Source organism: Paraburkholderia gardini, assembly GCF_907164575.1.
GTDB lineage: Bacteria > Pseudomonadota > Gammaproteobacteria > Burkholderiales > Burkholderiaceae > Paraburkholderia > Paraburkholderia gardini.
The window spans coordinates 88,022-109,441 of the sequence record NZ_CAJQYY010000019.1; the positions used below are offsets into that span (position 1 = coordinate 88,022).

A 21,420-nucleotide genomic window follows, 5' to 3' on the forward strand; every position below is an offset into this window, starting at 1 on the left:
AAGCACGCGACCCGCGCGCCGAATGTCGGGGAAAACCCGCGATTCTAGCGGACGCGCGCCCGGATTCGTCGCGGCGGCGGCAACTTGCGTAGTCGTGCGTAAAAAGGGAAACCCGTGATATCGCCCTGAATTGGGCGCGCATTTTCGCGACAGGCGGTCGCGGCGCGATTTTCCGCTCGCTATCTCAAGCGGATCGGCAGGAAGCAACCTTAATGCGGCAATACGGTCATGGCCGTCGTACTTCGGGAGGTCGGGATTTAACCCGTCATCGCCGGGTTGAGGTCGACGAGCCGGTTGCTCATCACGTAGAACGTGAGTTCGGCGTTGTTGTTCAGCTTCATCTTTTCGAGCAGACGCGTGCGGTACACGCTGACTGTCTTCACCGAAAGCGACAGCGAGTTGGCGATGTCGGTCAGCCGCTTGCCGGACGCGAGCATGCACAGCGTCTGGTATTCGCGGTCGGAGAGCTTTTCGTGCGGCATCTGTTCACCGTCGAACGAGACGTAATCCGCGAGCGCCTCGGCCATCGCGGGGCTCACGTATTTGCGGCCGGCGGCCACCTGCTGGATCGCGGCGATCATCTGCGCGGCGTCGACGGTCTTCGACAGATAGCCCGAAGCGCCCGCTTTCAGCGCCCGCACGGCGTATTGATCCTCGCGATACATCGAAAACATCATCACGGGCACGCGCGGCACCTTGCGCTTGATGCGCTTCAACACCTCGACGCCGTTCATGTCGGGCAGCGAAATGTCGAGCAGGACGATGTCGAACGCGTGCTTCGACACGGCGGCGAGCGCTTCGCCGCCCGTCTCCGCTTCGGCGACTTCGCTCGCGACGTCACGGTCGAGCAGCAGCTGGCGCACACCCTGGCGAACCACGGCATGGTCTTCGACGAGCAGGATGCGCAGGCTTTTCATCGGCGGCTTAGCAGGACGCCACGTGGCGCGCGATCGGAGCGCGATCCGGCGAGCAGCGCTTCCCACGCGAAACGGGCGCGTACGGTCGTGCCGCGCATATTGCCTTTGACCCGCGTGCCGTTTGTCTCTTGCGTGCGGCTCGTGCCGTTCATCCCGTTCATGCCGCGTGCGCACACGGCGTCGCCGCGCTCGCCCGCGTTGCGGCGCGCGCGCGGCCCGGTGCCCGCGACGATCCGCAGCGTGCCGTCGAATGCCGCACACCGTGCGCGCATGCCTGCGAGGCCGAAGCCGCCCTGGTCGCCGCCGCGTGGCACGGCGGCACGGCGGGACACGCCGATGCCGTCATCGGTGACGGTAAGCGTCAGATGGCGCCGCGAGCTTTCGAGCCTGACGTCCGCGCCGGATGCCCGAGCGTGCTTCGCGACGTTGTTGAGCGCTTCCTGCGCCGCGCGAAACACGGCGAGCGAAGCGGCGGCTGGGAGTTGCGTGAGCCGCACGTCGGCTGCGCAGACGAAGCTGGTGCGCAGGCCGGTGCGGGCGGCGAACTCGCTCACCCACTGCGACAGCGTGCCGACGATACCCGCCTCCATCTGCGGACCGTGCAGGTCGGCGACGGTGCGGCGGGTGGCTTCGCACACGGCATCGAGCGAGCGCCTGACGGCGGCGAGCGCGGCGACGCATTGCGGCGGCGCATCGGCGGGCAGCCATGTGTCGACGTTCGCGAGCGCGAAGCGCGTGGCGGTGAGTTCGGCGCCGACACCATCATGCAGTTCGCGCGCGAGCTGGCCGCGCGCCCGTTCCTGCGCCGCTGTCAATTCGGCCGCCAGTTCCCGCACGCGTGACTGCAACTGCGCGAGCTGCGGGCTGGCGGATGTCGGGACTGCATCTGACGGGAGATAGTGCGAGGTGGAAGCAACATGAGCCGCGGCCGCAAGCGCGTCGGCGGAGGAAGACAGGTCGAAAATGGCCGCACTGCCGGCTTCCCGCGCAGCGGTGGCCGGCGTATTCGCACTCATCGGAATCACTGTCGACGTATCCATGACCCTCCCATTCAGGAAGCAGCTTCAACGGTACCTGCGAGCGCCGGACGGCGACCGCAGACAAACGGCAGGCGAATGTCTGATAAATGCGCATTCCGGCACAGCCCCAACGACGGAAAATTACCACGTCTTTATGTAACGAAATTTACATTTCGTAACATCGACCCCGGTTCTTCGGCTGTTGTCGCCGGTGAGCGGTGCTGCGCCGCAATAGTATCTCAAAATAGGGAGCGATGCAGGCCTAGTAAGGCATGATCATCGCTTGCAATGCCATGATCCCTTTCCGTCGCCTGTTATATTTGTAGGAATAATACTGACATGCGAGGTAAGTATTGCGTGCGAATATGTAACAGGAAACGAGGGGAAACGCGTATACGGCGAATGGTGAAAACCACGCTTTAAACGCGGCAAACAGCAGCATCGTCATCCGCTGCCGGATCGTCTTCGAATGGCATTCAACTGCCGTCAAATGCGCGGCCGCCCGGCTATCAGAAGCGCACAAAAACAAAACCGGAGCACACGGCTCCGGTTTCTGTTTGTAGCGAGGCAACGCGATGCGGCCGGACGGCCGCGACGGTGCGGTTCGGAAGGTTTAGCCGACGAACGCCTTTTCGATCACGTAGTGGCCCGGCTTGTTGTTGCTGCCTTCCTGGAAGCCCATGCTGTCGAGCAGTTCGCGCGTGTCGCGCAGCATATGCGGGCTGCCGCAGAGCATCACGCGGTCGTTTTCGAGCGAGAAGTGCGGCAGGTCGACGTCTTCGAACAGCTTCTTCGTTTCGATCAGCTCAGTGATGCGGCCACGATTGTGGAACGCTTCGCGCGTGACCGTCGGGTAATACACCAGCTTCTCCTGGATCAGCTCACCCAGATGCTCGTGCTCCGGCAGGTGATCGGTGATGTATTCCTTGTAGGCGAGTTCGTCGACGAAACGGCAGGTGTGCGTCAGCACGACCTTCTCGTAACGGTCGTACACGTCCGGGTCCTTGATGATCGACATGAACGGCGCGAGACCCGTGCCCGTGGACAGCAACCACAGTGTCTTGCCCGGCAGCAGGTTGTCGGCCATCAGCGTGCCCGTCGGCTTCTTGCCGATCAGGACCTGGTCGCCCACCTTCAGATGCTGCAGACGCGACGTCAGCGGGCCGTCCTGCACCTTGATGCTCAGGAATTCGAGGTTCTCTTCGTAGTTCGCGCTCGCCATGCTGTATGCACGGATCAGCGGCTTGCCTTCGACTTCGAGGCCCACCATCGTGAACTGGCCGTTTTCGAAGCGGAACGACGCATCGCGCGTGCAGGTGAAGCTGAAAAGCGTATCGGTCCAGTGGTGGACGCTCAGGACGGTTTGTGGATTCAGGTTGCTCATGGCTTCTGGAATAGTGCGAAAACAGGGCTGCCAGACGAACACGCCGGCCGGCACGGCAAGGGCGATGCAGCGCGAACCCGCTTGGGGAACGATGCGCAATCCGCTATTTTACCGCGCCTGCACCTTGAGGGTGGCGGCGCGGCAGTTGCGCGGGATCAGGCGGATATCGAACGCATGACCGGCACCCGATATGGCGGCGAAATAGAACGGCAATGCGACGAAGGTGAAGCCAGGTAGTGCGGAAGATGGGCAAATCACGCGCGGTGGCCGCCATCTGGTGTCCGGAGCCCACGCGGATGCGCACGCACGCGGACAACGACGTCGCCGATGATACCGAATCCGGCGATGCGTCGCAGTATAAACCCTGCTGGCGGAAGGTCAACGCGGCCTGAAAAGCGCCCCTTTTCGCCTGTTTAGCGCCGTTTTGCCGGTTCTTCCCGTCGCAATGCACGTTGCCCCGGGCGCCGGATGGTGGACGCCTTGATTGCACGCAGCGTGGGAACCTGCGCTGCGCCGGAATCAGCTTTCCGCCGCCAGCTTCGCGCCGAGGCCGACCAGCGCCGCGCCGCAGAAGCCGTCGATCGGCCGGCGCAGCCGGCGGTAGCCGCGCTGCGTGCGCTCCGTCGCGAACATCAGCGCGACGCTAACGTACCAGCCCGCCGAAAGTGTCGTGATCATCGCCAGCACCACGCCGTAGAACCACAGCGGCGCGTGCTGCGGAAACATCGTCGCGAAGACGCTGGTCCAGAACGCGCACGATTTCGGGTTCGTGAGGCAGGTGACGAGCCCGGTGCGCCACGCGCGAAAGTGCGCGGCGGCATCGGCGGCGGGCGGCGCCGTATCGACGACCACGGGCGCCTCGTCGCGCCGTGTGGCCGCGCGCAGCAGTTTGAAGCCGAACCAGATCAGATAGAGCGCGCCCGCGATCCGGATGCCGTTGTACAGCCAGTCGATTTTTTGCAGGACGGTGGCGAGACCGAGCATCGCGAGCGCGGCCCAGATCGTCGAGGCTGTGCCGACGCCGAGCGCCGAAGCGGCGCCGAGGCGCCGGCGGCCCGCCAGCGAAAGCTGCGTGATCATGAAGAAGTTCGGGCCGGGGGTGATCGCCGCGATCAGGTAGACGACGGCGATCTGCAGCAGGATCGGAAGATAGTGGACGTGCATGTCGGTTCGCAGGAAAAGCCCGGATGCCGGGCGTTCTGGCGCGCGAAAACAGCAACGCGCGGCACGGGAAACCGCGATTTTACTGCGATCCGCTGCCAAACCCACGCGTGAGCTGCACTCTTCAGCTTGCCGCCGCGCTGCTCGAACTGCCCGGGTTGCCCGTGTTGCCCGCGCTGTCTTTCGCGCCGCGCTGTTTCAGCACACGCGCCTGCATCACGATCACGAGCAGCAGGAACACGCCGCGAATCACCGACTGCCAGTACGCCGACAGGCTGATGAATCCCATGCCGTTTTCGAAGTTCAGCAGATTGAACACGAGTCCGAGCAGCAGCACGCCGGCGATCGTCATCGCAATCGAGCCTTCGCCGCCCGTGAGCAGCGTGCCGCCCAGCACGACCGCCGAGATCGCGAACAGCTCCCAGCCGACGCCTTCGTTCGGCTGTCCCGCGCCGAACTGCGCGGCGAGGATCACGCCGGCGAGGCCCGCCAGCAGCCCGCTCACCGCGTATGCGGCGATCAGCGTGCGGTCGACGTTCAGGCCCATCAGCCGCGCCGCTTCCTCGCTGCCGCCGATCGCGAGCGTGTGTCGCCCGAAGCGTGTGCTGCGCAGCGCGAGCCAGCCGATGACGGCGGCCGCGAGCGCCACGAGGCCCGGAATCGGCAGCCCGAACAGGTCGCCCTGGCCGAAGTTCGCGAAATTCGAATCGGACGAGATCGACACCGCATCGTTGCGCCCGAGCAGCAGCGCGACGCCGTGCGCGCCGAGGCTCGTCGCGAGCGTCGTGATGAACGGCAGGATCTTGAGGCGCGTGATGACCACGCCGTTCAGCACGCCGACCGCGAGCCCGGCGAATGCGCCCGCCAGCACCGCGACCCAGCCGCCGTACGGGCTCGCCAGCGCCGCGACGACGCTTGAAAGCGCCGCGACCGTGCCGACTGACAGATCGATGCCACCCGTGATGATCACGAATGCCATGCCGACGGATATCAGCGCGAACATCGAGTTGTATCGCCAGAATGACGTGATGTTGTACGCCGACGCAAAGTGTTCGTAACGCACGACGCCGAACACGAGCAGCAGCACCAGCGCCAGCAAAACCGGGAGATTCTTTTTCATCGCTATGAAATCCTGTGTGGCTGTCAGCGCGCGCGGCGCTGCACGTACACCGCGGCAATGATGATGCCGGCCTTCACCACGAGCGCGGCGGCGTCCGGGATGCCATGCGCGAGCAGCGTGTAGCGCAGCAGCTGGATGATCAACGCGCCGATCAGCGTGCCGCCGATATACGCCTTGCCGCCCATCAACGACGTACCGCCCACCGCGACCGCCGCGATCGCATCGAGTTCGATGCCAAGTCCGACCACGTTCGCATCCGACGACGAATTCACCGAAATCGAGATCAGCCCGGCGAGCCCGGAGAGCGCCGCGCAGACGGTGTACGCGATCAGTTTCACGCGGGCCGTCGGCACGCCGCAGAGGTACGCCGCTTTCTCGTTGCCGCCGGTGACGAGCAGGTACTGGCCGAACAGCGTCTTGCGCACGATCCATACGAACAGGCACACCAGCGCGAACATCAGCAGCACCTGGAACGGTATGCCGCCCACCTTGCCGAGCGCGATCCACTGGAACGCGGGATTGTTGAACGCCTGCAGGCTGCCGTCGGTGACGACCTGCGCGATGCCACGCCCGGCGATGAACAGCACGAGCGTCGCGACAATCGGCTGCACCGACAATCGCGTGACCAGCAGGCCGTTGAATACGCCGCACGCGGCAGCGGCGAGCACCGGCAGCGTGAACGCGAGCGCGATGCCCAGCGGACCGTCGATGTTCATGAAGAGCATCGGCGCGAGCGCCCCGGAAATCGCCATCGAGGCGCCCACGGAAAGATCGATGCCGCCCGTCGCGACCACCAGCGTCATGCCGATGCCGACGATCACGATCGTCACGACCTGCGTCAGGTTGACGTTGAACGTCTGCAGCGACCAGAAGTGCGGCGTGAAGATCAGGTTGAAGAGCAGCATCGCGAGCAGCACGACGATCTCGCGCTGGATCGGAATGCGGCGGCGCGCCTTCGTTTTCGTGTCCGATGCGGGCACTGACGCTGAAGTTACCGCGGCGGCGGGCAAGGGCGCCGTGGGTTCGTTACGCAACGACTCATGCGCCATGGCGTGGGCCCTCCACTGCATCGCCGACGTGCGCCGCGCCGACGGCTTCCGTCAGTTGCGACGTGCCGTCGCTGCCGTACGCAATCGCGTCCATGATCGATGCCTCATTCATTTCGCCGCCATTCAGTTCGGCGACCGTGCGGCCGTCGCGAATCACGACGGCGCGGTCCGCCACGGCGGTCAGTTCTTCCAGTTCCGATGCCGACATCAAGACCGCGAGCCCGGCGTCGCGCAGCTCGCGCACGATCTTCGCGACGTCGGCTTTCGCGCCGACGTCGATGCCGCGCGTCGGTTCGTCGAGCAGCAGCACGCGGGGTTGCGTCGCGAGCCAGCGCGCGAGCAGCACTTTCTGCTGGTTGCCGCCCGAGAGTTCGCGGATCGGCTGGTCGGGCGAGCGCAGCTTGATGCCGAGCGACGCGATGAACTGGTCCACGATCTCCTGCTGCTTTTTCACATCGACGATGCCGTGTTTCGACAGCGTGCGCAGGCAGACGAGCGTGAGGTTGTCGCGCACCGACAGCTCGGGGACGATGCCTTCGAGCTTGCGGTCCTCGGTGAGATACGCGAGGCCGCGCGCGATGGCGTCCTGCGGCGACTTCAGCGCGACCGGCTTGCCGTCGATTTCGAGCACGCCGCGCGTCGCCGGATCGGCGCCGAACAGCAGGCGCATCGTTTCCGTGCGGCCCGAGCCGAGCAGGCCCGCGAGGCCGACCGCTTCGCCCGCGTGGACGTCGAGCGAGACGTCGTTCACTTTCGGATGCGCGGCGAGATTTTTTGCCGAGAGGGTTTGCGCGCCGCGCCGCGCGAGGTTCGCTTCGCGCGCGGCGGTGTCGTCCTGCACGACGGCGGCGAGCGTGCGGCCGAGCATCGTCGTGACGAGCTGCAGCTTGCCCATGTCGGCCATCGCGCTTTGCGCGACCGTCTGACCGTCGCGCATCACGGTGACGCGATCGCACAGCGCATACAGTTCGTCCAGCCGGTGCGACACGAAGATCACCGCACGGCCGTCGTCGCGCAGCTTGCGCACGACGTTAAAGAGCAGTTCCACCTCGCGTTCGTCGAGCGACGAAGTCGACTCGTCCATGATGACCATCCTCGCGTCGGTCGACACGGCGCGCGCGAGTGCGACCATCTGCTGGATCGCCGTCGAATGGCTGCCGACAGGCTTCTTCACGTCGATCTGCAAGCCGAACGATTCGAGCAGCGCGGCGGCGCGTTGCTGCACCGCCCGCCAGTCGATGAGACCAAAGCGACGCGGCTCGCGACCGAGGAAGATGTTCTCCGCGACCGAGCGGAACGGCACGAGGTTGATCTCCTGATAGATCGTGCTGATGCCCGCTTCACGTGCTTCCTTCGGCGTGCGGAAATCGATCTCGCGCCCTTCGAAGCGCACGGTCCCGCCCGAGCGGCGATACGCGCCGGTGAGGATCTTGATCATCGTCGACTTGCCGGCGCCGTTCTGGCCGATCAATGCATGCACCTCGCCGGCGGCCACGCTCAGTTGCGCGCTGCGCAACGCGGGCACGCCGCCGAAGCTGATCTGGATGTCCTGCATCTCCAGCAGGGGCGGCTGCCCAGGCTGTGGCCCGGTGGCCTGGAATCCGGTACCGGTATGCGTCACGTGTGTCTCCTGATGCGTGTTCCCGTTCCCCGTGGCGTATGCCCGGGAACCGGTGTGCGCAGGTGCATGAATGCGTGGAGGATCGTCCGGTGCGCGCGTGCCGGCAGGGCGGCGCGCGGCGATCCTTCTTTCATCGATCGGCATCGATCGGGATGCGGCGGGCGGCGACCGGACTGGCGTACCGCGCCAGTATTGCGCGAGTCGCGGGCCGGCGCAAAAAGAGCGTTGCGGCGAGTGCCGCACAGGCCGGTTCCGTACGCCAGCCGGCGTCCGCCAGCCGCCGTGTGCAAGCGCTGACAAAGCGAAGCGACGTTCCGCGCTGGCGCGGACACGTCGCCTCGAACCCTCCCGCTGACCGGACGCCGCGGCATCCGGTTGCAGGTCCAGCCCGGAACGGCCCGTCTCCGGTTCACCTGCCCTTCGTTTCCTGATCCGGCTTTTGCGAGGCGAATACGCCTAGTAGCCGTACTGCATGCTTTCCTTGATGTTGCTCTTGTCGTAGAAGCGGTCGGACACCTTCACCCACGTCGGGATCTTTTCTCCCTTCGCATAGCGTTGCGCGACATCGCAGGCGAGCGGGCCGAAGAACGGGCTCGACTGCACGCTTGCGCCGAGTTCGCCGGCTGCGATGGCGTCCATGCCGCCCTTGGTGCCGTCGATCGTCACGATCTGGATGTCCTTGCCCGGCTGCTTGCCGGCGGCCTTGATCGCGGCGATCGCGCCGAGCGCCATTTCGTCGTTGTGCGCGTAGACGGCGGTCACATCCGGATGCGCCTGCAACAGCGTTTCCATGACCTGACGACCCTTGTCACGCGCGAAGTCGCCGCTTTGCGAAGCGATGATCGTCATGCCCGGATTCTTCGCGATGATTTCGTCGAAGCCCTTCTTGCGGTCGTTCGCAGCGGAGGCGCCCGTCGTGCCTTCGAGTTCGATGATCTTCGCCTTGCCGCCCGTCGCCTTGACGAGCCAGTCAGCGGCGCGGTGGCCCTGATCGATGAAGTCCGAGCCGATGAACGTGATGTAGTCGCGGCCCGCCTTCGCCACCGACTGGTCGACGTCACGGTCGACGAGGATCACCGGAATGCCAGCCTTCTTTGCCTGCAGCACGACTGGTGCGAGCGGCTTTTCCTCGCGCGGCGGGAATACCAGCAGATCGACGTGCTGCGCGATCATGTTCTGGATGTCCGAAACCTGTTTGGAGTTCGAGCTGTTGGCGTCCGTCAGGACGAGCTGCCAGCCGCATTTTGCTGCCACGTCCTTGAAACTCTTCGTTTCCGCGAGACGCCACGGGTTGTTGCTTTCGGTCTGCGCGAAGCCGACCTTCAGCGGTGTCTTGTGCGGCAGTTTGGGCAGGGCGTCGTCAGCGTGCGCCGTCGAGATGCCGAAGCCGATTGCCAGTGCCAGAACCGATCCGACGAGCGGACGTACCCGCTGCGGACGCTTTTGCTTGAGCGACGCCATGTCTTCCTCCAGTGCTTTGGTTTAATTGCTTTTTGCTTTGCGATGCACCGGTCTCAGCGACGCGTTTGTCACATCGTCCGGATACGTCGATTATTCCATCGCAAATTATTATTGGTCAATCACTAATAATATTAATTACAGGCGATATTTCTTCAGTAATTACCCTAACAGAGGCGCGCTCCACGAGCGGTCCGTCGAGCTTTACCATGCGATGCCGGACGGGCGCGCCGGCGGCGCGGTTGTGCTCGTCCTGCAGCAGCGTTTCGACGGCCCAGCGACCGAGTTCATAGTTCGGCAGCACGACGGTCGAAAGCGGGGGATGGGTGTGGCGCGCGATTTCCTGATCGTCGTAGCCGAGCACGGAAACGTCTTCCGGCACGCGATGCCCGAGCTGCTTTAACGCCTCGATGGCGCCGAGCGCCATCAGGTCGTTCGCGCAAAAAATCGCGGTGGGCGGATTGGGTTCGCGCATCAGCGAAAGCGTCTGTTCGAAGCCGGTGCCCGAACTCCAGTCGCCGTCGCGGACCATCTCCTGCGCGAACGGCAGGTCGGCCGTGGCGAGCGCGGTGCGATAGCCCTTGAGGCGATCCTTCGCGGCGTCCTGCCAGTGTTCGCCGTTGATATAACCGATGCGCCGGTGTCCCGCGCGCAGCAGATATTCGGTCGCGACATGGCCGCCCGCGACCTCCGCCGGCACCACCGAGGAGAAGCCGCCTTCGCTCGTGTAGCAGTTGAGCAGAACGGTCGGAACCTGCGACAGCGCGGCCGGCGGGCTGACCTTGCGCGTGTACACCGTCGCATAGATGACGCCGAATACGTTCGGGCTGGCGAGCGCCGCGTCGAGCACCTGCTGCTCGATGTCGGCGTTGCCGTGTGTGGAGTAGACCGCGAGCATCTTGCCGTGTGCATACGCGGCATCGCGCGCGCCGTCGATGTTGACGACCGGATGCGGGCTCGTCGAGATTTCGTCGGCGATGTAGACGATCAGGCTGCGCTCGTCCTTCGACGGTTGAACGGCATCGCGCGTCGACAGACGGTAGCCGAGGTCGGCCGCGGCCTTCAGCACCTTGTTGCGCGTGGCTTCGGAAAATTTGGCGCCGGTGGCGTTGTTGAGAACGAGTGAGACAGTCGATTGCGACACGCCAGTGAGCTTGGCGATGTCGGTCATCGTCGGACGTCTTTGAGTCGATTTTTTCATTGAGCAAACCGCGGGTGACAGCGGCAAAAACAGGTGACGCCGAAGGCGTCGGCGGTCTGACGGTACCACTAATAATATGCGTCGGGCAACGCGCGCTAACCCGTGCGCGCCGGTTCCATGAAGGTCTTCCGGCTGGCTCGTTAGTGCATGAATTATTACTAATAATATTGACGAAAGGCGCTGCGCCGTGCGATTCTCGGTCGCGCGAGCCTTGGAGGCGCGCCGGCTGCGCCTGTCGCGCGGCATGCGACACGACACAAGAAGGCGTCTGCCGTCTTTCGAGAACAACAATGCGCAATGCTTTCCCGAATCCCTCTTCCGACAGTGCATCAGCCGACGCGGCGCTCGACGACCCGTCGCTCATCGCGCTTCGCAGCGGCAACACGGAACTGCGCGTGGCGCCGCGGATCGGTGGCTCGATCGCGGCGTACTTCGAGACGACCGATGCGGGCCCGGTTCACTGGATGCGCCCGGCGACCCGCGCTGCGCTCGACGCGCGCAACCCGCTTCAGATGGCGAGTTTTCCGCTGTTGCCGTATTGCAACCGCATTCGCGACGCGCGCTTCGATTTCGACGGCCAGTCGATCGACCTCTCCGGCGACGGCAACACGTTCGCGCATGCGCTGCACGGCAACGCGTGGCGGCGCGCGTGGCGCGTCGGCAAGCAGACCGCGACGTCCGTCGAACTGCATCTGGAACACACGCCCGACGCTTCGATTCCGGGCGACTGGCCGTTTGCGTATCAGGCGCGGCAGATAATCGAGCTGATCGGCGACGTCCTGCGTGTGACGCTGGGCGCGCGCAACCTGGCCGATCGTGCAATGCCGTTCGGCATGGGACATCACCCTTATTACCCGCGCACCGCGAATACCGTGGTGACGGCATCCGTCGATGCAATGTGGCACGCCGATCCGGACGTGCTGCCGACGCATCTGGGCGCGCATCCTGCCGTCGATGCGCTGCGCGACGGGCTGTCCGCGGACGCGTTCGATCTCGACAACAACTTCACGGGCTGGAAGCGCGAGGCGGTGATCGCGTGGACGGACGAACATCGCAAGCTGACGCTCACCGCCGACGAGACGTTCGGGCAGATGGTGGTGTTCGCGCCCGCGAGCGAGGCGCTGCTGTGTGTCGAGCCGGTGTCGAATACGACCGACTGCTTCAATTCACCGGCTGACGCGCGGGAAAACGTTGGCGGCTGCGTGCTGAAACCCGGCGAATCGATCACCGGCGTGTTGCACTGGACGCCCGCCAGGTACTAAACGGAACGCGGGCTGCGACAGCGGGATTACAAGCGCCTCAACCCACCTGAAGCCGCGCCATATACGGCAGATGATCCGACAGCCACGCGGTTTCCTGCGCAGGCTGGATCCATTCGATCGGCTTCATGTCGCGCACGAACATCTTGTCGAGCGCGAGCGCCGGTGAGAACGCCGGGAACGTGCGCGCGGATTCGCCGAGCAGCGTCGCGACTTCGTGCAGGCCGTGTTCGGCGAAAAGCGGCACGGAATCGTTGCGCCAGTCGTTGAAATCGCCGGCGAGCACGAGCGGGCCGGTCGGCGCTTCCTTCGCGATCCAGTGCGCGATCCAGTTCATCTGACGCAGCCGGGCGGCGCGCGTCAGCGCGAGGTGCGCGCACAGCAGCGTCACCGAGTGACCGGCAAACGTCGCGCGCGCAACCAGCAGGCCGCGCCGCTCGAAGCGATGTGCGGAAATGTCCCAGCGTCCGCCCAGATCGAGCGGATGGGGCGACAGAATGGCATTGCCGTGTCGCCACGAAGGCTTGAACACATTGGTGCCGAGCGCGATCTGCAATTGCAGCGAACTCGCGATTTCGGTGGCCTGGCAATGCCAGATATCGTCGATGGGCTCGCCCAGCGGCGCGCCGAAATTTGATGACAGCACCGGCGACGGCATCCGCCGCGCCATGGCTTCCTGCAGAAAATAGGCATCCGCGTGGGTCGACTGAACCCAGCGCTGCATCGCCTGCCAGGCCTGCAGGCCAAGCGGCGAGCGACCTTTGTGCAGGTTCCAGCTCACCGCGATGAAATCCTTGGGATGCGCGTTCTCGCGTATCAGTTCTTCGGGGTTTCGCATGCCGCGTTATCCGCTTCTTCTTTCGTCAATGTCAGGGGTTGGTCACGAGGCTCGCCTTTACACGGTAGACCAGTGTCGGGTCCTTGTCGACGATAGTCCAGGTGACCCACTGGCCGTCCGGCACCGTCAGCCCGGGATGGCTCGCCGCAACCCGACGCGGCTGCGGCGGCAGCTTGCAGCCCGTATCCGTCTGGCGCGCGCCGGGTTCCTCGATGGTTTCCTGCGCGTCGATCGCGAGCGTGACTTCGGTCGCCGAAGCCTGCAGTGGCGAAACGGTCAGTGTGCGGGACAGATCGATGCTGCCGCCCGGCGCATCCTTGCAGCCGACGTTGTGCGTCACCACGTGGTGATGCGTATCCGTGCGCGCCTGGCCGACGGTCGTCGTGCCATCGAATGCGTCGATCTGCTGACCGTCGCTGACGACCTGTAACTGCCACTGCACCGACTGCTGCGCGGGGCGCTGCTGCGCCCCGGCGTGAGTCTGGATCATGAGCGACGCAGTGCCGAACATCACGGCGACGACGCGGGTTTTCCACATGAAGAATCTCCGGGAAGGCTGCTTCCGGCGGGATGGGCAGGCGCCCATCTTACGCTCGATCGGGCCAATCGATTTCTGACACAGGGTACGGGGCGGGGTTCAGCAACGCCCTGTTTCAGGTGGTGACGCACAGGCCGCACTTCAACTGTTCCGACACCTGATTCGCGATGGACGCACGCGGCGTTCCCCCGTCCGCGGACGGGTTTCAGCGCGGCTGCGCGGGCGGTGGCGCTGTTAGCAGCACACCCTTCCGGCTGCTCGCTTGCAAGCGGACAGGGTCTCGATACACTGAAAATCAGGCGACGTCATGCCGGTGTCGCCGCGGCGGTAAAGCCCGGCAGATACGCACAAAAACGGGGTGAGCGATGACGACAGCCATGGTCAGACAGGAAATCGCGGTGGCGTCGTTCAGCCAGGTCTATGACCTCGATCGGGTCGAGACGGCGTTGAACGATCTCAGCGAAGGCGCGAACGACGCGCTGCGCGCCACCTACGAAATGATGCTGAAGGTCGGCAATCTGCGCTTTTGCGTGAAGCCGAACCGGATGCCGTCGATCGACGATCTGATCGGCGCGTTGCCCAACTTCGCGGAGCCGCTCGACGACGTGCGCCGTCAGGTCGCGCTGTGTCTCGAAACCGAAGACCGCCTCGAACTGATGCCGATTCTGCTGCTCGGCGATCCGGGCATCGGCAAGACGCATTTTGCGAAGCAGCTGTCGCGGCTGCTCGGCACGTCGTATCACTACGTGGCGATGAGTTCGCTCACGGCCGGCTGGATTCTGTCGGGTGCATCGTCGCAGTGGAAAAACGCGAAGCCGGGCAAGGTGTTCGAGGCGCTCGTGCGCGGTACTTTCGCGAACCCGGTGATTGCCGTCGACGAAATCGACAAGGCCACCGGAGACGCGCAATACGACCCGCTCGGCGCGCTCTATGCACTGCTGGAGCACGACACGGCGCAGACCTTCATCGACGAATTCGCCGAGGTGCCGATCAATGCCGCGCACGTGATCTGGATCGCCACCGCCAACAGTGCGCGCGGTATTCCGGAGCCGATCCTGAACCGCATGAACGTCTACGAGATTTCGCCGCCCGACCGCGACGGCGCGCGCCGGATCGCGCAGGCGATCTATCACGAGATCCGCTCGGCGCACGGCTGGGGCCAGCGCTTTCCCGCCGAACTCGGCGACGCCACGCTCGATGCGCTCGCGCAGGCTTCGCCCCGGGAGATGCGTCGCGCGATCCTCAATGGTTTCGGCGCTGCACGCATCGACAGTTGCGACGAGATCGGCGTCGCGCATATCCGGCTCGACTCTGGCGCTCGCCGCAAACCGATCGGGTTTTGACAAAATGTCGTGTTTGACCCGGTTTTTACGTCGTTTTATGCAAAAAAACCGCTCTCGGGCGGTTTTTTCTGTCCGGGCGGCAAAGATTCATGCGCTTTTCATCGTTCCGGATGCCGGATTATTCTCTTTACAGAAATAGTCAATTTATTTTATCGATCTGGATTTTTGATAGCCGATGCCAGCGAGCCGGCCGTCCACAAGGTCGCGGGCATTCTGCATTCCGCGTTCTGAACGCCGACGTACAATTTTGATCAGTACAGGAGATACGTTCGACAACGCGCGGTGCGACGCGCGAAACGGCCGCATCCTGTTTTCGGAATTCATCGGTCGATCAGGTAGCGCGGGCAAAATTCGCGTCAAGGGACATGGACCAAATCGAATGTGTAGTAATCGGCGCAGGCGTGATCGGCCTCGCCGTGGCGCGCGCGCTGGCGGCGCGCGGACGGGAAGTGATCGTGCTCGAAGCGGCCGAAGCGATCGGCGTCGGAACGAGCTCGCGCAACAGCGAAGTGATTCACGCAGGCCTCTATTACCCGCGCGGCTCGCTCAAGGCGTCGCTGTGCGTGCGCGGCCGCGAAATGCTCTACGACTACTGCGAGACGCATGGTGTGCCGCATCAACGCTGCGGCAAGCTGCTCGTCGCGACGGCGCGCAACCAGGTGCCGCAACTCGACAGCATTCTCGCGCGCGGCAAGGAAAACGGCGTACTTGATCTCGTGCGCATCAGCGGCGATGAGGCGCGTGCGCTCGAACCCGCGCTCGAATGCGTGGAGGCGGTGTTCTCGCCGCAGACGGGCATCGTCGACAGCCATCAACTGATGCTCGCGCTGCAAGGCGACGCCGGGCGCAGCGGCGCGATGTTCGCGTTTCACGCGCCGGTCGACGCCGTCGAGGCGAACAACGGACGTTTCGTCATCAAGGTCGGCGGCGTCGCGCCGACGACGATCAGCGCCGCATGCGTCATCAACAGCGCCGGCCTGCAGGCGAACCGGCTCGCGTGCAGCATCCGTGGTCTCGATGCGCGGCACGTGCCGCCGCTCTATCTGGCGCGCGGCAATTACTTCAGCGTGTCCGGGCGTGCGCCCTTCAGCCGGCTGATCTATCCGATGCCGAACGATGCCGGGCTCGGTGTTCATCTGACGATCGACCTGGGCGGCCAGGCGCGTTTCGGCCCCGACGTCGAATGGGTCGACACGATCAGCTATGACGTCGATCCGCGTCGAGCCGAGTCGTTTTACGCCGCGATCCGCGCGTACTGGCCGCAATTGCCGGATGGCGCACTGCAGCCGGCGTATGCGGGCATTCGTCCGAAACTCTCCGGCCCCGGCGAGCCTGCAGCCGATTTCCTGATTCAGGGGCCGGCAGCGCACGGTGTGCGCGGACTCGTCAACCTGTTCGGTATCGAATCGCCTGGATTGACGGCCTCGCTGGCGATCGCGCAGCGCGTCTGCGAACTGGCCGGACGCGCCTGAACCGCAGGCTGCGTTTCGCGTGAACGATGGCTGCGACAGGCCGGGCGCAGGCGAAACGACGCAGAACCGCGAGGCTGCGCGGATTCGCGCAGCCGCTATGAATTTGCTTATCCCTGACATTTGGGCTGACCCGTGCCCGCTTCATTGTTATTCTTGGAAACCGCTGTCGTTAGAACGGCGTTCAGTTCAATAACATGGAGTGAGTCCCCCATGAAGTCATCCCGTCGTACGTTTCTGATCACGAGCCTTGGCGTTGCGTCGTCGCTCGCACTGTCCCGCCAGGCGTTCGCCGACGCCCCGAAAGTCACCGAAAACGATCCGACCGCGCAGGCGCTCGGCTACAAGACAGACGCGAGCAAGGTCGACAAGGCGAAGTTCGCCAAATACGCGGCCGGCCAGGACTGCGGAAACTGCAGCTTCTTCCAGGGCAAGGCGGGCGATCCGTATGGCGGTTGCCCGATGTTCGCCGGCAAGCAGGTGGCCGCGACCGGCTGGTGCAGCGCATATAACAAGAAGGCCTGATCGTCTCGCGGGCCGCACTGCGGCTGGATCTTGCGGAAAAGCAGGGCAGCATCTCCCCCGCGAAGCGGTTTCACCGGATCGGCAGGCGCCGGTCGCATAATGCGACCGGCGCTTTTTTATAGTTGAAAACACCTACGACGATCTTTACACTCGCAGGGCATTTGCGATCGACGCGCTTGCCGGTGACAAGACCCGCCGGCGGCAACGCACGACGGGACACCTTACGAAGGCTGGAGATCCGGATGGCACACGCGTCAAAAGAAACGTCGAAGGGTGCGCCGAAAGTCGCATCAGCATCAACAAGCGCATCAAAAGGCGCATCGAGACAGGCGTTGAAAAGCCTCAATACGCGCGCGGTGATCGCGGCTGTCATCGGCAATGCGCTCGAATGGTACGACTTCGTCGTATTCGGCTTCCTCACGGTTGTCATCGCCGGACTGTTTTTCCCTTCCGGCAGCGAATATTCGTCGCTGCTTCTCACTACCGCGAGTTTTGGCGTCGCGTTCGTCATGCGGCCGGTCGGCGGCATCGTGCTGGGTCTGTACGCGGATCGCGCGGGTCGCAAAGCGGCGCTTTCACTTGTCATCGCGCTGATGACGCTCGGCATTTTCCTGCTTGCGATCGCACCGCCGTATTCGGCGATCGGCATTGGCGCGCCGGTGATGATCGTCGTGGGCCGGCTGTTGCAAGGCTTCTCCGCGGGCGGCGAATTCGGCAGCTCGACGGCCCTTCTGATCGAAGCCGCGCCGTTTTCGAAGCGCGGCTTTTACGGCAGCTTCCAGATGGCGAGCCAGGCAGCCGCGCTGCTGCTCGGCGCGGTAGTGGGCGCGGCGGTGACGCGCGGCCTTTCACCCGAAGCGCTCAGGGCATGGGGCTGGCGCGTGCCGTTCATCGTCGGCCTCGTGATCGGACCGATCGGGTTTTATATCCGCCGCAATCTTGCCGATTCCGAAGCGTTCCTGCACGCGAAACAGACCGCCCGGCGCGCGACGCTCGGCGAAGTCTTCAAAAGCCACAGCCGCGAAATCCTGTGCGGACTCGGCTCGGTGATCGCGCTGACGGTGACGATCTATGTACTCATCAGCTATCTGCCGACGTTCGCGGTCAAGCAGCTGAAGCTGCCGTATGCAGACCCGTTCCTTGCGCTGATCGTGGGCAACCTGCTGCTGACCGTGCTGTGTCCGGTTGCCGGCGCACTCTCCGATCGCATCGGACGCAAGGGTCTGGCGTTGTGGTCGCTGATCATCACGCTCGTGATGATCTATCCGCTTTTCTCGTGGCTCGAAGCCGCGCCGAGCGTCTCGAAGCTGATCCTCGTGCAGGCGATGCTTTCGGTGGCGCTGTCGGGTTACTTCGGCCCGTTCGGCGCGATGATCGCGGAACTGTTCCCGGCGAACGTGCGCTCCACCGGGTTATCGCTCGCCTACAACATCGCGGTGATGGTGTTCGGCGGCTTCGGACCGTTCTTCGTGACATGGCTCATCAAGACCACCGATACGCCGCTCGCGCCGACTTACTACGTGATGGGCGGCCTCGCGATTTCGATCGTCGCGGTGGCATGCATTCCGGCGATGCGTCACGCGGACCTCGACGCGCGGCGCAAGCCGGCATGAAATCCCGAGCGTCGCGAGGAACGCGCGCGTGACCACGGCAATCCGCGCGATCGATCAGTCGCGCGCCTGCATCAACGGCGGACGGCGATCGAACCACGGACGTGCCGCCTCGAGTTGCGAGGCAAGACGAAAGAGCGTTGCCTCGCCGCCGTCGCGCGTTGCGAACTGCACGCCGACGGGCAGTCCGCGCGCGTTCCAGTAAAGCGGCACCGACATCGCGGGTTGACCCGTCAGATTGAATAGTTCGGTGCAGCCGGCCCACGCGAACGCCTTGTTCGACGTTTCCACCAGCATTTTCTTCATCAGCGCTTCGATGGGCATCGTGGTGAGCGCGCGCATCTGCATGCGTTCGACCTGCGTCGGCAGCATCTCGCCGATCTTGATCGGCGCGGCCGCGAGCGTCGCGCACAGGATCACGTCGTAGCGCGTCAGCAGGTCGGCCATTTTCGCGGTAATGCGCTGCTGTTCTTCCAGCGCGCCGGGCAATGCACGCTCGCCGAGCTTGCGGCCGATGTGCGCCATCGCCCACGAAGCAATTTCGAATTCGCCGCGCTGCGGTTTGCGTCCTGTCGTGCGCTCCGCGTCCAGCACGACGTCTTTCGCGATCACCGACCAGATCGTCAGGAACGCATGCCGGACAGCGTCGAAATCGATCCCCAGCGAAACGGGTTCGACATGGTGACCCAGCGATGCGGCGAGCTGCGCGGCGTCTTCGAGCGCGGCACGTGTGTCGGCCGACAGCGCGGGTGCGAGCATCGGGTCGGTGACGTAGGCGATGTGAAGCGGCTTGCACGGCTCACCAGTTGCGCCGAGAAACGTGCCCGGCGCGCCCTGGGGCAGCGCGGCATTGCCGGCGGTGAGATCGAGCAGCAACGCGCTGTCGCGCACGCTGCGCGACACGGCGTGATCGACGCCGAGTTCGCCGGGCATCTGCACGGGCGCGGGCGGTTGCCTGCCGCGTGACGGCTTGAAGCCGAACAGCCCGCAGCAGGACGCGGGAATGCGTATCGAGCCGCCGCCGTCGGATGCGTGCGCGATCGGCACGATGCCGGCGGCGACCGCGGCCGCCGCGCCGCCGCTCGAACCGCCGGGCGTGTGATCGAGGCTCCACGGATTGCGGCACGGGCCGAACAGTTCGGGCTCCGTGTAGGGCATCTGGCCGATCTCGGATGTGCTCGTCTTGCCGAAGATATTGAGGCCGGCGGCACGGCTCAGCGTGACGATGGGCGCGTCTTCGGCGGGGACGAAGTAGCGGTAGTGGCGGCTGCCGAGCGACATCCGCAGGCCGGCGACAGGTGCGAGATCCTTGATCAGATAAGGCACACCGGCGAGTGCGCCGCCCGCATCGCCGTTGTGTTGGGGGACGCCGTCGTTCGCCGCATCGGCCGATGCGGACGCGGACGCGCGCTGGCGCGCGGCGTCATAGTCTTTCAGCACGAGCGCGTTGATCGCGGGATTGACCGCTTCGGCGCGGGCGATCGCGGTGTCCAGCAGCTCACGCGCGGTGACTTCGCGCTTGCGCACGAGTTCGGCGAGACCGATGGCGTCATGAGACAGATAATCGGATTGCACGACCGGCGCCCCCGCGGATGAATGGTGATATGTATGGCGTCGAGATGACGTCTGTATTGAATGCCGGACTAACCTCTGCTCGCGCGCCGTGGCTGCCGCCGGCGGCATGACGGATCATGCCGCCGGCGGTTTCGGCGTGATACGCGCGATGAAAACGGCTTACAGATGCTCGCCGAGGAACGTCAGCGTGCGGCCGTGCGCGAGTGCGGCGGCGCGCGGGTTGTACGAATCGCGGTCCGTGCAGTTGAAGCCGTGATCGGCGTTCGGATACAGATGGAATTCGACGTCGTCGCGACCGACGAAGCGCTCCTTCACCTGGCCCACCGCATCGATCGGAATACCGTGGTCGAGTTCGGCGTAGTGGAACTGCATTGGCACCTTGATCTTCGATGCTTCTTCGAGCCGGTTCTGGATGCCGCCGCCGTAGTAGGACACGGCTGCGTCGATGGTGCCCTGCGCGGCCGCGAGATAGGCGAGCCGGCCGCCGAAGCAGTAGCCGATCGCCGCGACCTTGCCTTTCACCTCCGGCAACGCGCGCAGCGCCGCGGCGCTCGCGCCGATGTCCGCGACGGCGAGCTCGACATCCGTCTTTTGCAGGATCTCGATGCCCCTGTCGCGGTCCGCGCCTGTGTAGGTCAGTTCCACGCGCGGCTGCGTGCGCCAGAAGATGTCCGGCGCAAGCGCGACGTAACCGTCCTGCGCATATTGATCGGCAACAGCCCGGATGTGGCTGTTCACGCCGAAAATTTCCTGAATGATGATGACGGCCGGACCCGATCCGCGCTTCGGCAGCGCCAGATAGCCCTGAAAGCTGTCATTACCGGCAGCGATGTCGATCCATTGGGAAGTCACGCTCACATCGATCTCCTTGAAGGGGGGAAGCCATGGCCATGGCGGCAAAAGCGGGCGGTCAGTGTGCCACCAAACGCGGCATGTTGCAGCGGCCCCGGGCGCGCTGCGACGGACCGCCTGCCGGTCGTGCGTGCGGGATCGGCAACGGGGCGGCATGATGCGCGTCCCGACGACGAAATTCGCCGCTTTTGCGAAGTGATCGAAGCAGTGCGGGCGCATTCGAAACATTAACGGTAATGGCGTCGCCAACCTTTAGTGCAATCTTTATAGAGCAAACCCTTGTATCGCGCAAACCCGCATGGGCCAAGCGTTTCCGGGGGGCGGCGAAGCGCCGGTTCAAGACGTGTGGGATAAACGCTATTAGTAGTGATCCCACTTTCTCAAAAAATTCCCGCAAATTAATTTGATGGCCTACACTTGCCCGCAAGTACGGGTAGCCATCTGCCAAAAACAGACCGGCTGACGTGCTGGCCAAGTGCAT

Annotated in this window: 19 protein-coding genes; 5 read left to right on the forward strand and 14 right to left on the reverse strand. The window is 64.4% G+C overall.

Features of this window, described 5'->3' with window-relative positions; all coding sequences use genetic code 11:
* Nucleotides 1-257: 257 nt before the first annotated feature.
* The 9 genes from rqpR to LPA34_RS16920 form a co-directional block, all read right to left on the reverse strand.
* Nucleotides 258-917, reverse strand: coding sequence for a response regulator transcription factor RqpR (rqpR, locus tag LPA34_RS16880; RefSeq protein ID WP_228980153.1), 660 nt, complete (start codon nt 915-917; stop codon nt 258-260).
* A complete protein-coding gene (locus tag LPA34_RS16885) occupies nt 914-1,957 on the reverse strand; it encodes a sensor histidine kinase (protein WP_228980155.1) in 1,044 nt (347 codons plus the stop codon). The genes rqpR and LPA34_RS16885 overlap by 4 nt, the downstream gene beginning before the upstream one ends.
* A 592-nt stretch (nt 1,958-2,549) precedes the next feature.
* Nucleotides 2,550-3,320 (reverse strand): ferredoxin--NADP reductase, encoded by a 771-nt coding sequence (locus LPA34_RS16890; RefSeq protein ID WP_228980158.1) that lies wholly within the window; start codon nt 3,318-3,320, stop codon nt 2,550-2,552.
* Nucleotides 3,321-3,839: 519 nt separating this feature from the next.
* Nucleotides 3,840-4,484 (reverse strand): LysE family translocator, encoded by a 645-nt coding sequence (locus LPA34_RS16895; RefSeq protein WP_228980163.1) that lies wholly within the window; start codon nt 4,482-4,484, stop codon nt 3,840-3,842.
* A gap of 121 nt (nt 4,485-4,605) precedes the next feature.
* Nucleotides 4,606-5,601 carry an ABC transporter permease gene (locus tag LPA34_RS16900; protein ID WP_228980165.1) on the reverse strand — a complete coding sequence of 332 codons (996 nt, stop codon included), beginning with the start codon at nt 5,599-5,601 and terminating at the stop codon, nt 4,606-4,608.
* Between the two features lie 23 nt (nt 5,602-5,624).
* Nucleotides 5,625-6,650, reverse strand: coding sequence for an ABC transporter permease (locus tag LPA34_RS16905; protein WP_228980168.1), 1,026 nt, complete (start codon nt 6,648-6,650; stop codon nt 5,625-5,627).
* Nucleotides 6,640-8,205 (reverse strand): sugar ABC transporter ATP-binding protein, encoded by a 1,566-nt coding sequence (locus LPA34_RS16910; protein ID WP_228980240.1) that lies wholly within the window; start codon nt 8,203-8,205, stop codon nt 6,640-6,642. Before LPA34_RS16910 ends, LPA34_RS16905 begins: the two co-directional genes overlap by 11 nt.
* A gap of 522 nt (nt 8,206-8,727) precedes the next feature.
* Nucleotides 8,728-9,732 carry an ABC transporter substrate-binding protein gene (locus LPA34_RS16915; protein ID WP_228980169.1) on the reverse strand — a complete coding sequence of 335 codons (1,005 nt, stop codon included), beginning with the start codon at nt 9,730-9,732 and terminating at the stop codon, nt 8,728-8,730.
* A gap of 115 nt (nt 9,733-9,847) precedes the next feature.
* On the reverse strand, nt 9,848-10,900 hold the full coding sequence (locus tag LPA34_RS16920; RefSeq protein ID WP_228980170.1) for a LacI family DNA-binding transcriptional regulator: 1,053 nt from the start codon (nt 10,898-10,900) through the stop codon (nt 9,848-9,850).
* A gap of 320 nt (nt 10,901-11,220) precedes the next feature.
* Here LPA34_RS16920 and LPA34_RS16925 point away from each other — a divergent pair, with 320 nt between their 5' ends.
* The gene (locus LPA34_RS16925) at nt 11,221-12,192 is read left to right on the forward strand and encodes an aldose 1-epimerase (RefSeq protein ID WP_228980171.1); all 972 of its coding nucleotides are present in this window, start codon (nt 11,221-11,223) and stop codon (nt 12,190-12,192) included.
* A gap of 37 nt (nt 12,193-12,229) precedes the next feature.
* Here the strand turns inward: LPA34_RS16925 and LPA34_RS16930 are convergent, their stop codons facing one another.
* Nucleotides 12,230-13,027 (reverse strand): endonuclease/exonuclease/phosphatase family protein, encoded by a 798-nt coding sequence (locus LPA34_RS16930; protein WP_228980172.1) that lies wholly within the window; start codon nt 13,025-13,027, stop codon nt 12,230-12,232.
* A gap of 31 nt (nt 13,028-13,058) precedes the next feature.
* Complete coding sequence (locus LPA34_RS16935; protein WP_228980174.1) at nt 13,059-13,565, reverse strand: hypothetical protein; 507 nt, start codon at nt 13,563-13,565, stop codon at nt 13,059-13,061.
* A 365-nt stretch (nt 13,566-13,930) separates the two neighbouring features.
* Between LPA34_RS16935 and LPA34_RS16940 the strand changes: the two genes are divergently transcribed.
* The 3 genes from LPA34_RS16940 to LPA34_RS16950 all read left to right on the forward strand — a co-directional run bounded on the left by LPA34_RS16940 (nt 13,931) and on the right by LPA34_RS16950 (nt 16,902).
* On the forward strand, nt 13,931-14,908 hold the full coding sequence (locus LPA34_RS16940) for an AAA family ATPase (RefSeq protein WP_228980176.1): 978 nt from the start codon (nt 13,931-13,933) through the stop codon (nt 14,906-14,908).
* Between the two features lie 365 nt (nt 14,909-15,273).
* Nucleotides 15,274-16,380 (forward strand): NAD(P)/FAD-dependent oxidoreductase, encoded by a 1,107-nt coding sequence (locus LPA34_RS16945; protein ID WP_228980177.1) that lies wholly within the window; start codon nt 15,274-15,276, stop codon nt 16,378-16,380.
* 210 nt (nt 16,381-16,590) lie between these two features.
* The gene (locus LPA34_RS16950) at nt 16,591-16,902 is read left to right on the forward strand and encodes a high-potential iron-sulfur protein (protein ID WP_228980180.1); all 312 of its coding nucleotides are present in this window, start codon (nt 16,591-16,593) and stop codon (nt 16,900-16,902) included.
* A 70-nt stretch (nt 16,903-16,972) separates the two neighbouring features.
* On the opposite strand, the gene LPA34_RS16955 is transcribed toward LPA34_RS16950, so the two are convergent.
* A complete protein-coding gene (locus tag LPA34_RS16955; protein WP_228980182.1) occupies nt 16,973-17,275 on the reverse strand; it encodes a hypothetical protein in 303 nt (100 codons plus the stop codon).
* Here LPA34_RS16955 and LPA34_RS16960 point away from each other — a divergent pair.
* Entirely contained in the window at nt 17,235-18,515 is a 1,281-nt protein-coding gene (locus LPA34_RS16960) for an MFS transporter (protein WP_228980184.1), read from the forward strand. The two genes, LPA34_RS16955 and LPA34_RS16960, sit on opposite strands and share 41 nt — an antisense overlap.
* A gap of 54 nt (nt 18,516-18,569) precedes the next feature.
* Here LPA34_RS16960 and LPA34_RS16965 read toward each other — a convergent pair whose 3' ends face one another.
* Entirely contained in the window at nt 18,570-20,087 is a 1,518-nt protein-coding gene (locus LPA34_RS16965; RefSeq protein WP_228980186.1) for an amidase, read from the reverse strand.
* A 159-nt stretch (nt 20,088-20,246) separates the two neighbouring features.
* Nucleotides 20,247-20,945, reverse strand: coding sequence for a dienelactone hydrolase family protein (locus LPA34_RS16970; protein ID WP_228980188.1), 699 nt, complete (start codon nt 20,943-20,945; stop codon nt 20,247-20,249).
* Nucleotides 20,946-21,420 lie beyond the last annotated feature (475 nt).

Excerpts from the sequence above, each read along its gene's own strand:
- LPA34_RS16925 (WP_228980171.1), top strand. The coding sequence starts at position 11,221 with ATGCGCAATGCTTTCCCGAATCCCTCTTCCGACAGTGCATCAGCCGAC.
- LPA34_RS16885 (WP_228980155.1), bottom strand. The coding sequence starts at position 1,957 with ATGGATACGTCGACAGTGATTCCGATGAGTGCGAATACGCCGGCCACC.
- LPA34_RS16945 (WP_228980177.1), top strand. The coding sequence starts at position 15,274 with ATGGACCAAATCGAATGTGTAGTAATCGGCGCAGGCGTGATCGGCCTC.
- rqpR (WP_228980153.1), bottom strand. The coding sequence starts at position 917 with ATGAAAAGCCTGCGCATCCTGCTCGTCGAAGACCATGCCGTGGTTCGC.
- LPA34_RS16910 (WP_228980240.1), bottom strand. The coding sequence starts at position 8,205 with ATGCAGGACATCCAGATCAGCTTCGGCGGCGTGCCCGCGTTGCGCAGC.
- LPA34_RS16955 (WP_228980182.1), bottom strand. The coding sequence starts at position 17,275 with ATGACAGCCGCGATCACCGCGCGCGTATTGAGGCTTTTCAACGCCTGT.
- LPA34_RS16930 (WP_228980172.1), bottom strand. The coding sequence starts at position 13,027 with ATGCGAAACCCCGAAGAACTGATACGCGAGAACGCGCATCCCAAGGAT.
- LPA34_RS16890 (WP_228980158.1), bottom strand. The coding sequence starts at position 3,320 with ATGAGCAACCTGAATCCACAAACCGTCCTGAGCGTCCACCACTGGACC.
- LPA34_RS16920 (WP_228980170.1), bottom strand. The coding sequence starts at position 10,900 with ATGACCGACATCGCCAAGCTCACTGGCGTGTCGCAATCGACTGTCTCA.
- LPA34_RS16915 (WP_228980169.1), bottom strand. The coding sequence starts at position 9,732 with ATGGCGTCGCTCAAGCAAAAGCGTCCGCAGCGGGTACGTCCGCTCGTC.
- LPA34_RS16905 (WP_228980168.1), bottom strand. The coding sequence starts at position 6,650 with ATGGCGCATGAGTCGTTGCGTAACGAACCCACGGCGCCCTTGCCCGCC.
- LPA34_RS16900 (WP_228980165.1), bottom strand. The coding sequence starts at position 5,601 with ATGAAAAAGAATCTCCCGGTTTTGCTGGCGCTGGTGCTGCTGCTCGTG.
- LPA34_RS16950 (WP_228980180.1), top strand. The coding sequence starts at position 16,591 with ATGAAGTCATCCCGTCGTACGTTTCTGATCACGAGCCTTGGCGTTGCG.
- LPA34_RS16940 (WP_228980176.1), top strand. The coding sequence starts at position 13,931 with ATGACGACAGCCATGGTCAGACAGGAAATCGCGGTGGCGTCGTTCAGC.
- LPA34_RS16935 (WP_228980174.1), bottom strand. The coding sequence starts at position 13,565 with ATGTGGAAAACCCGCGTCGTCGCCGTGATGTTCGGCACTGCGTCGCTC.
- LPA34_RS16895 (WP_228980163.1), bottom strand. The coding sequence starts at position 4,484 with ATGCACGTCCACTATCTTCCGATCCTGCTGCAGATCGCCGTCGTCTAC.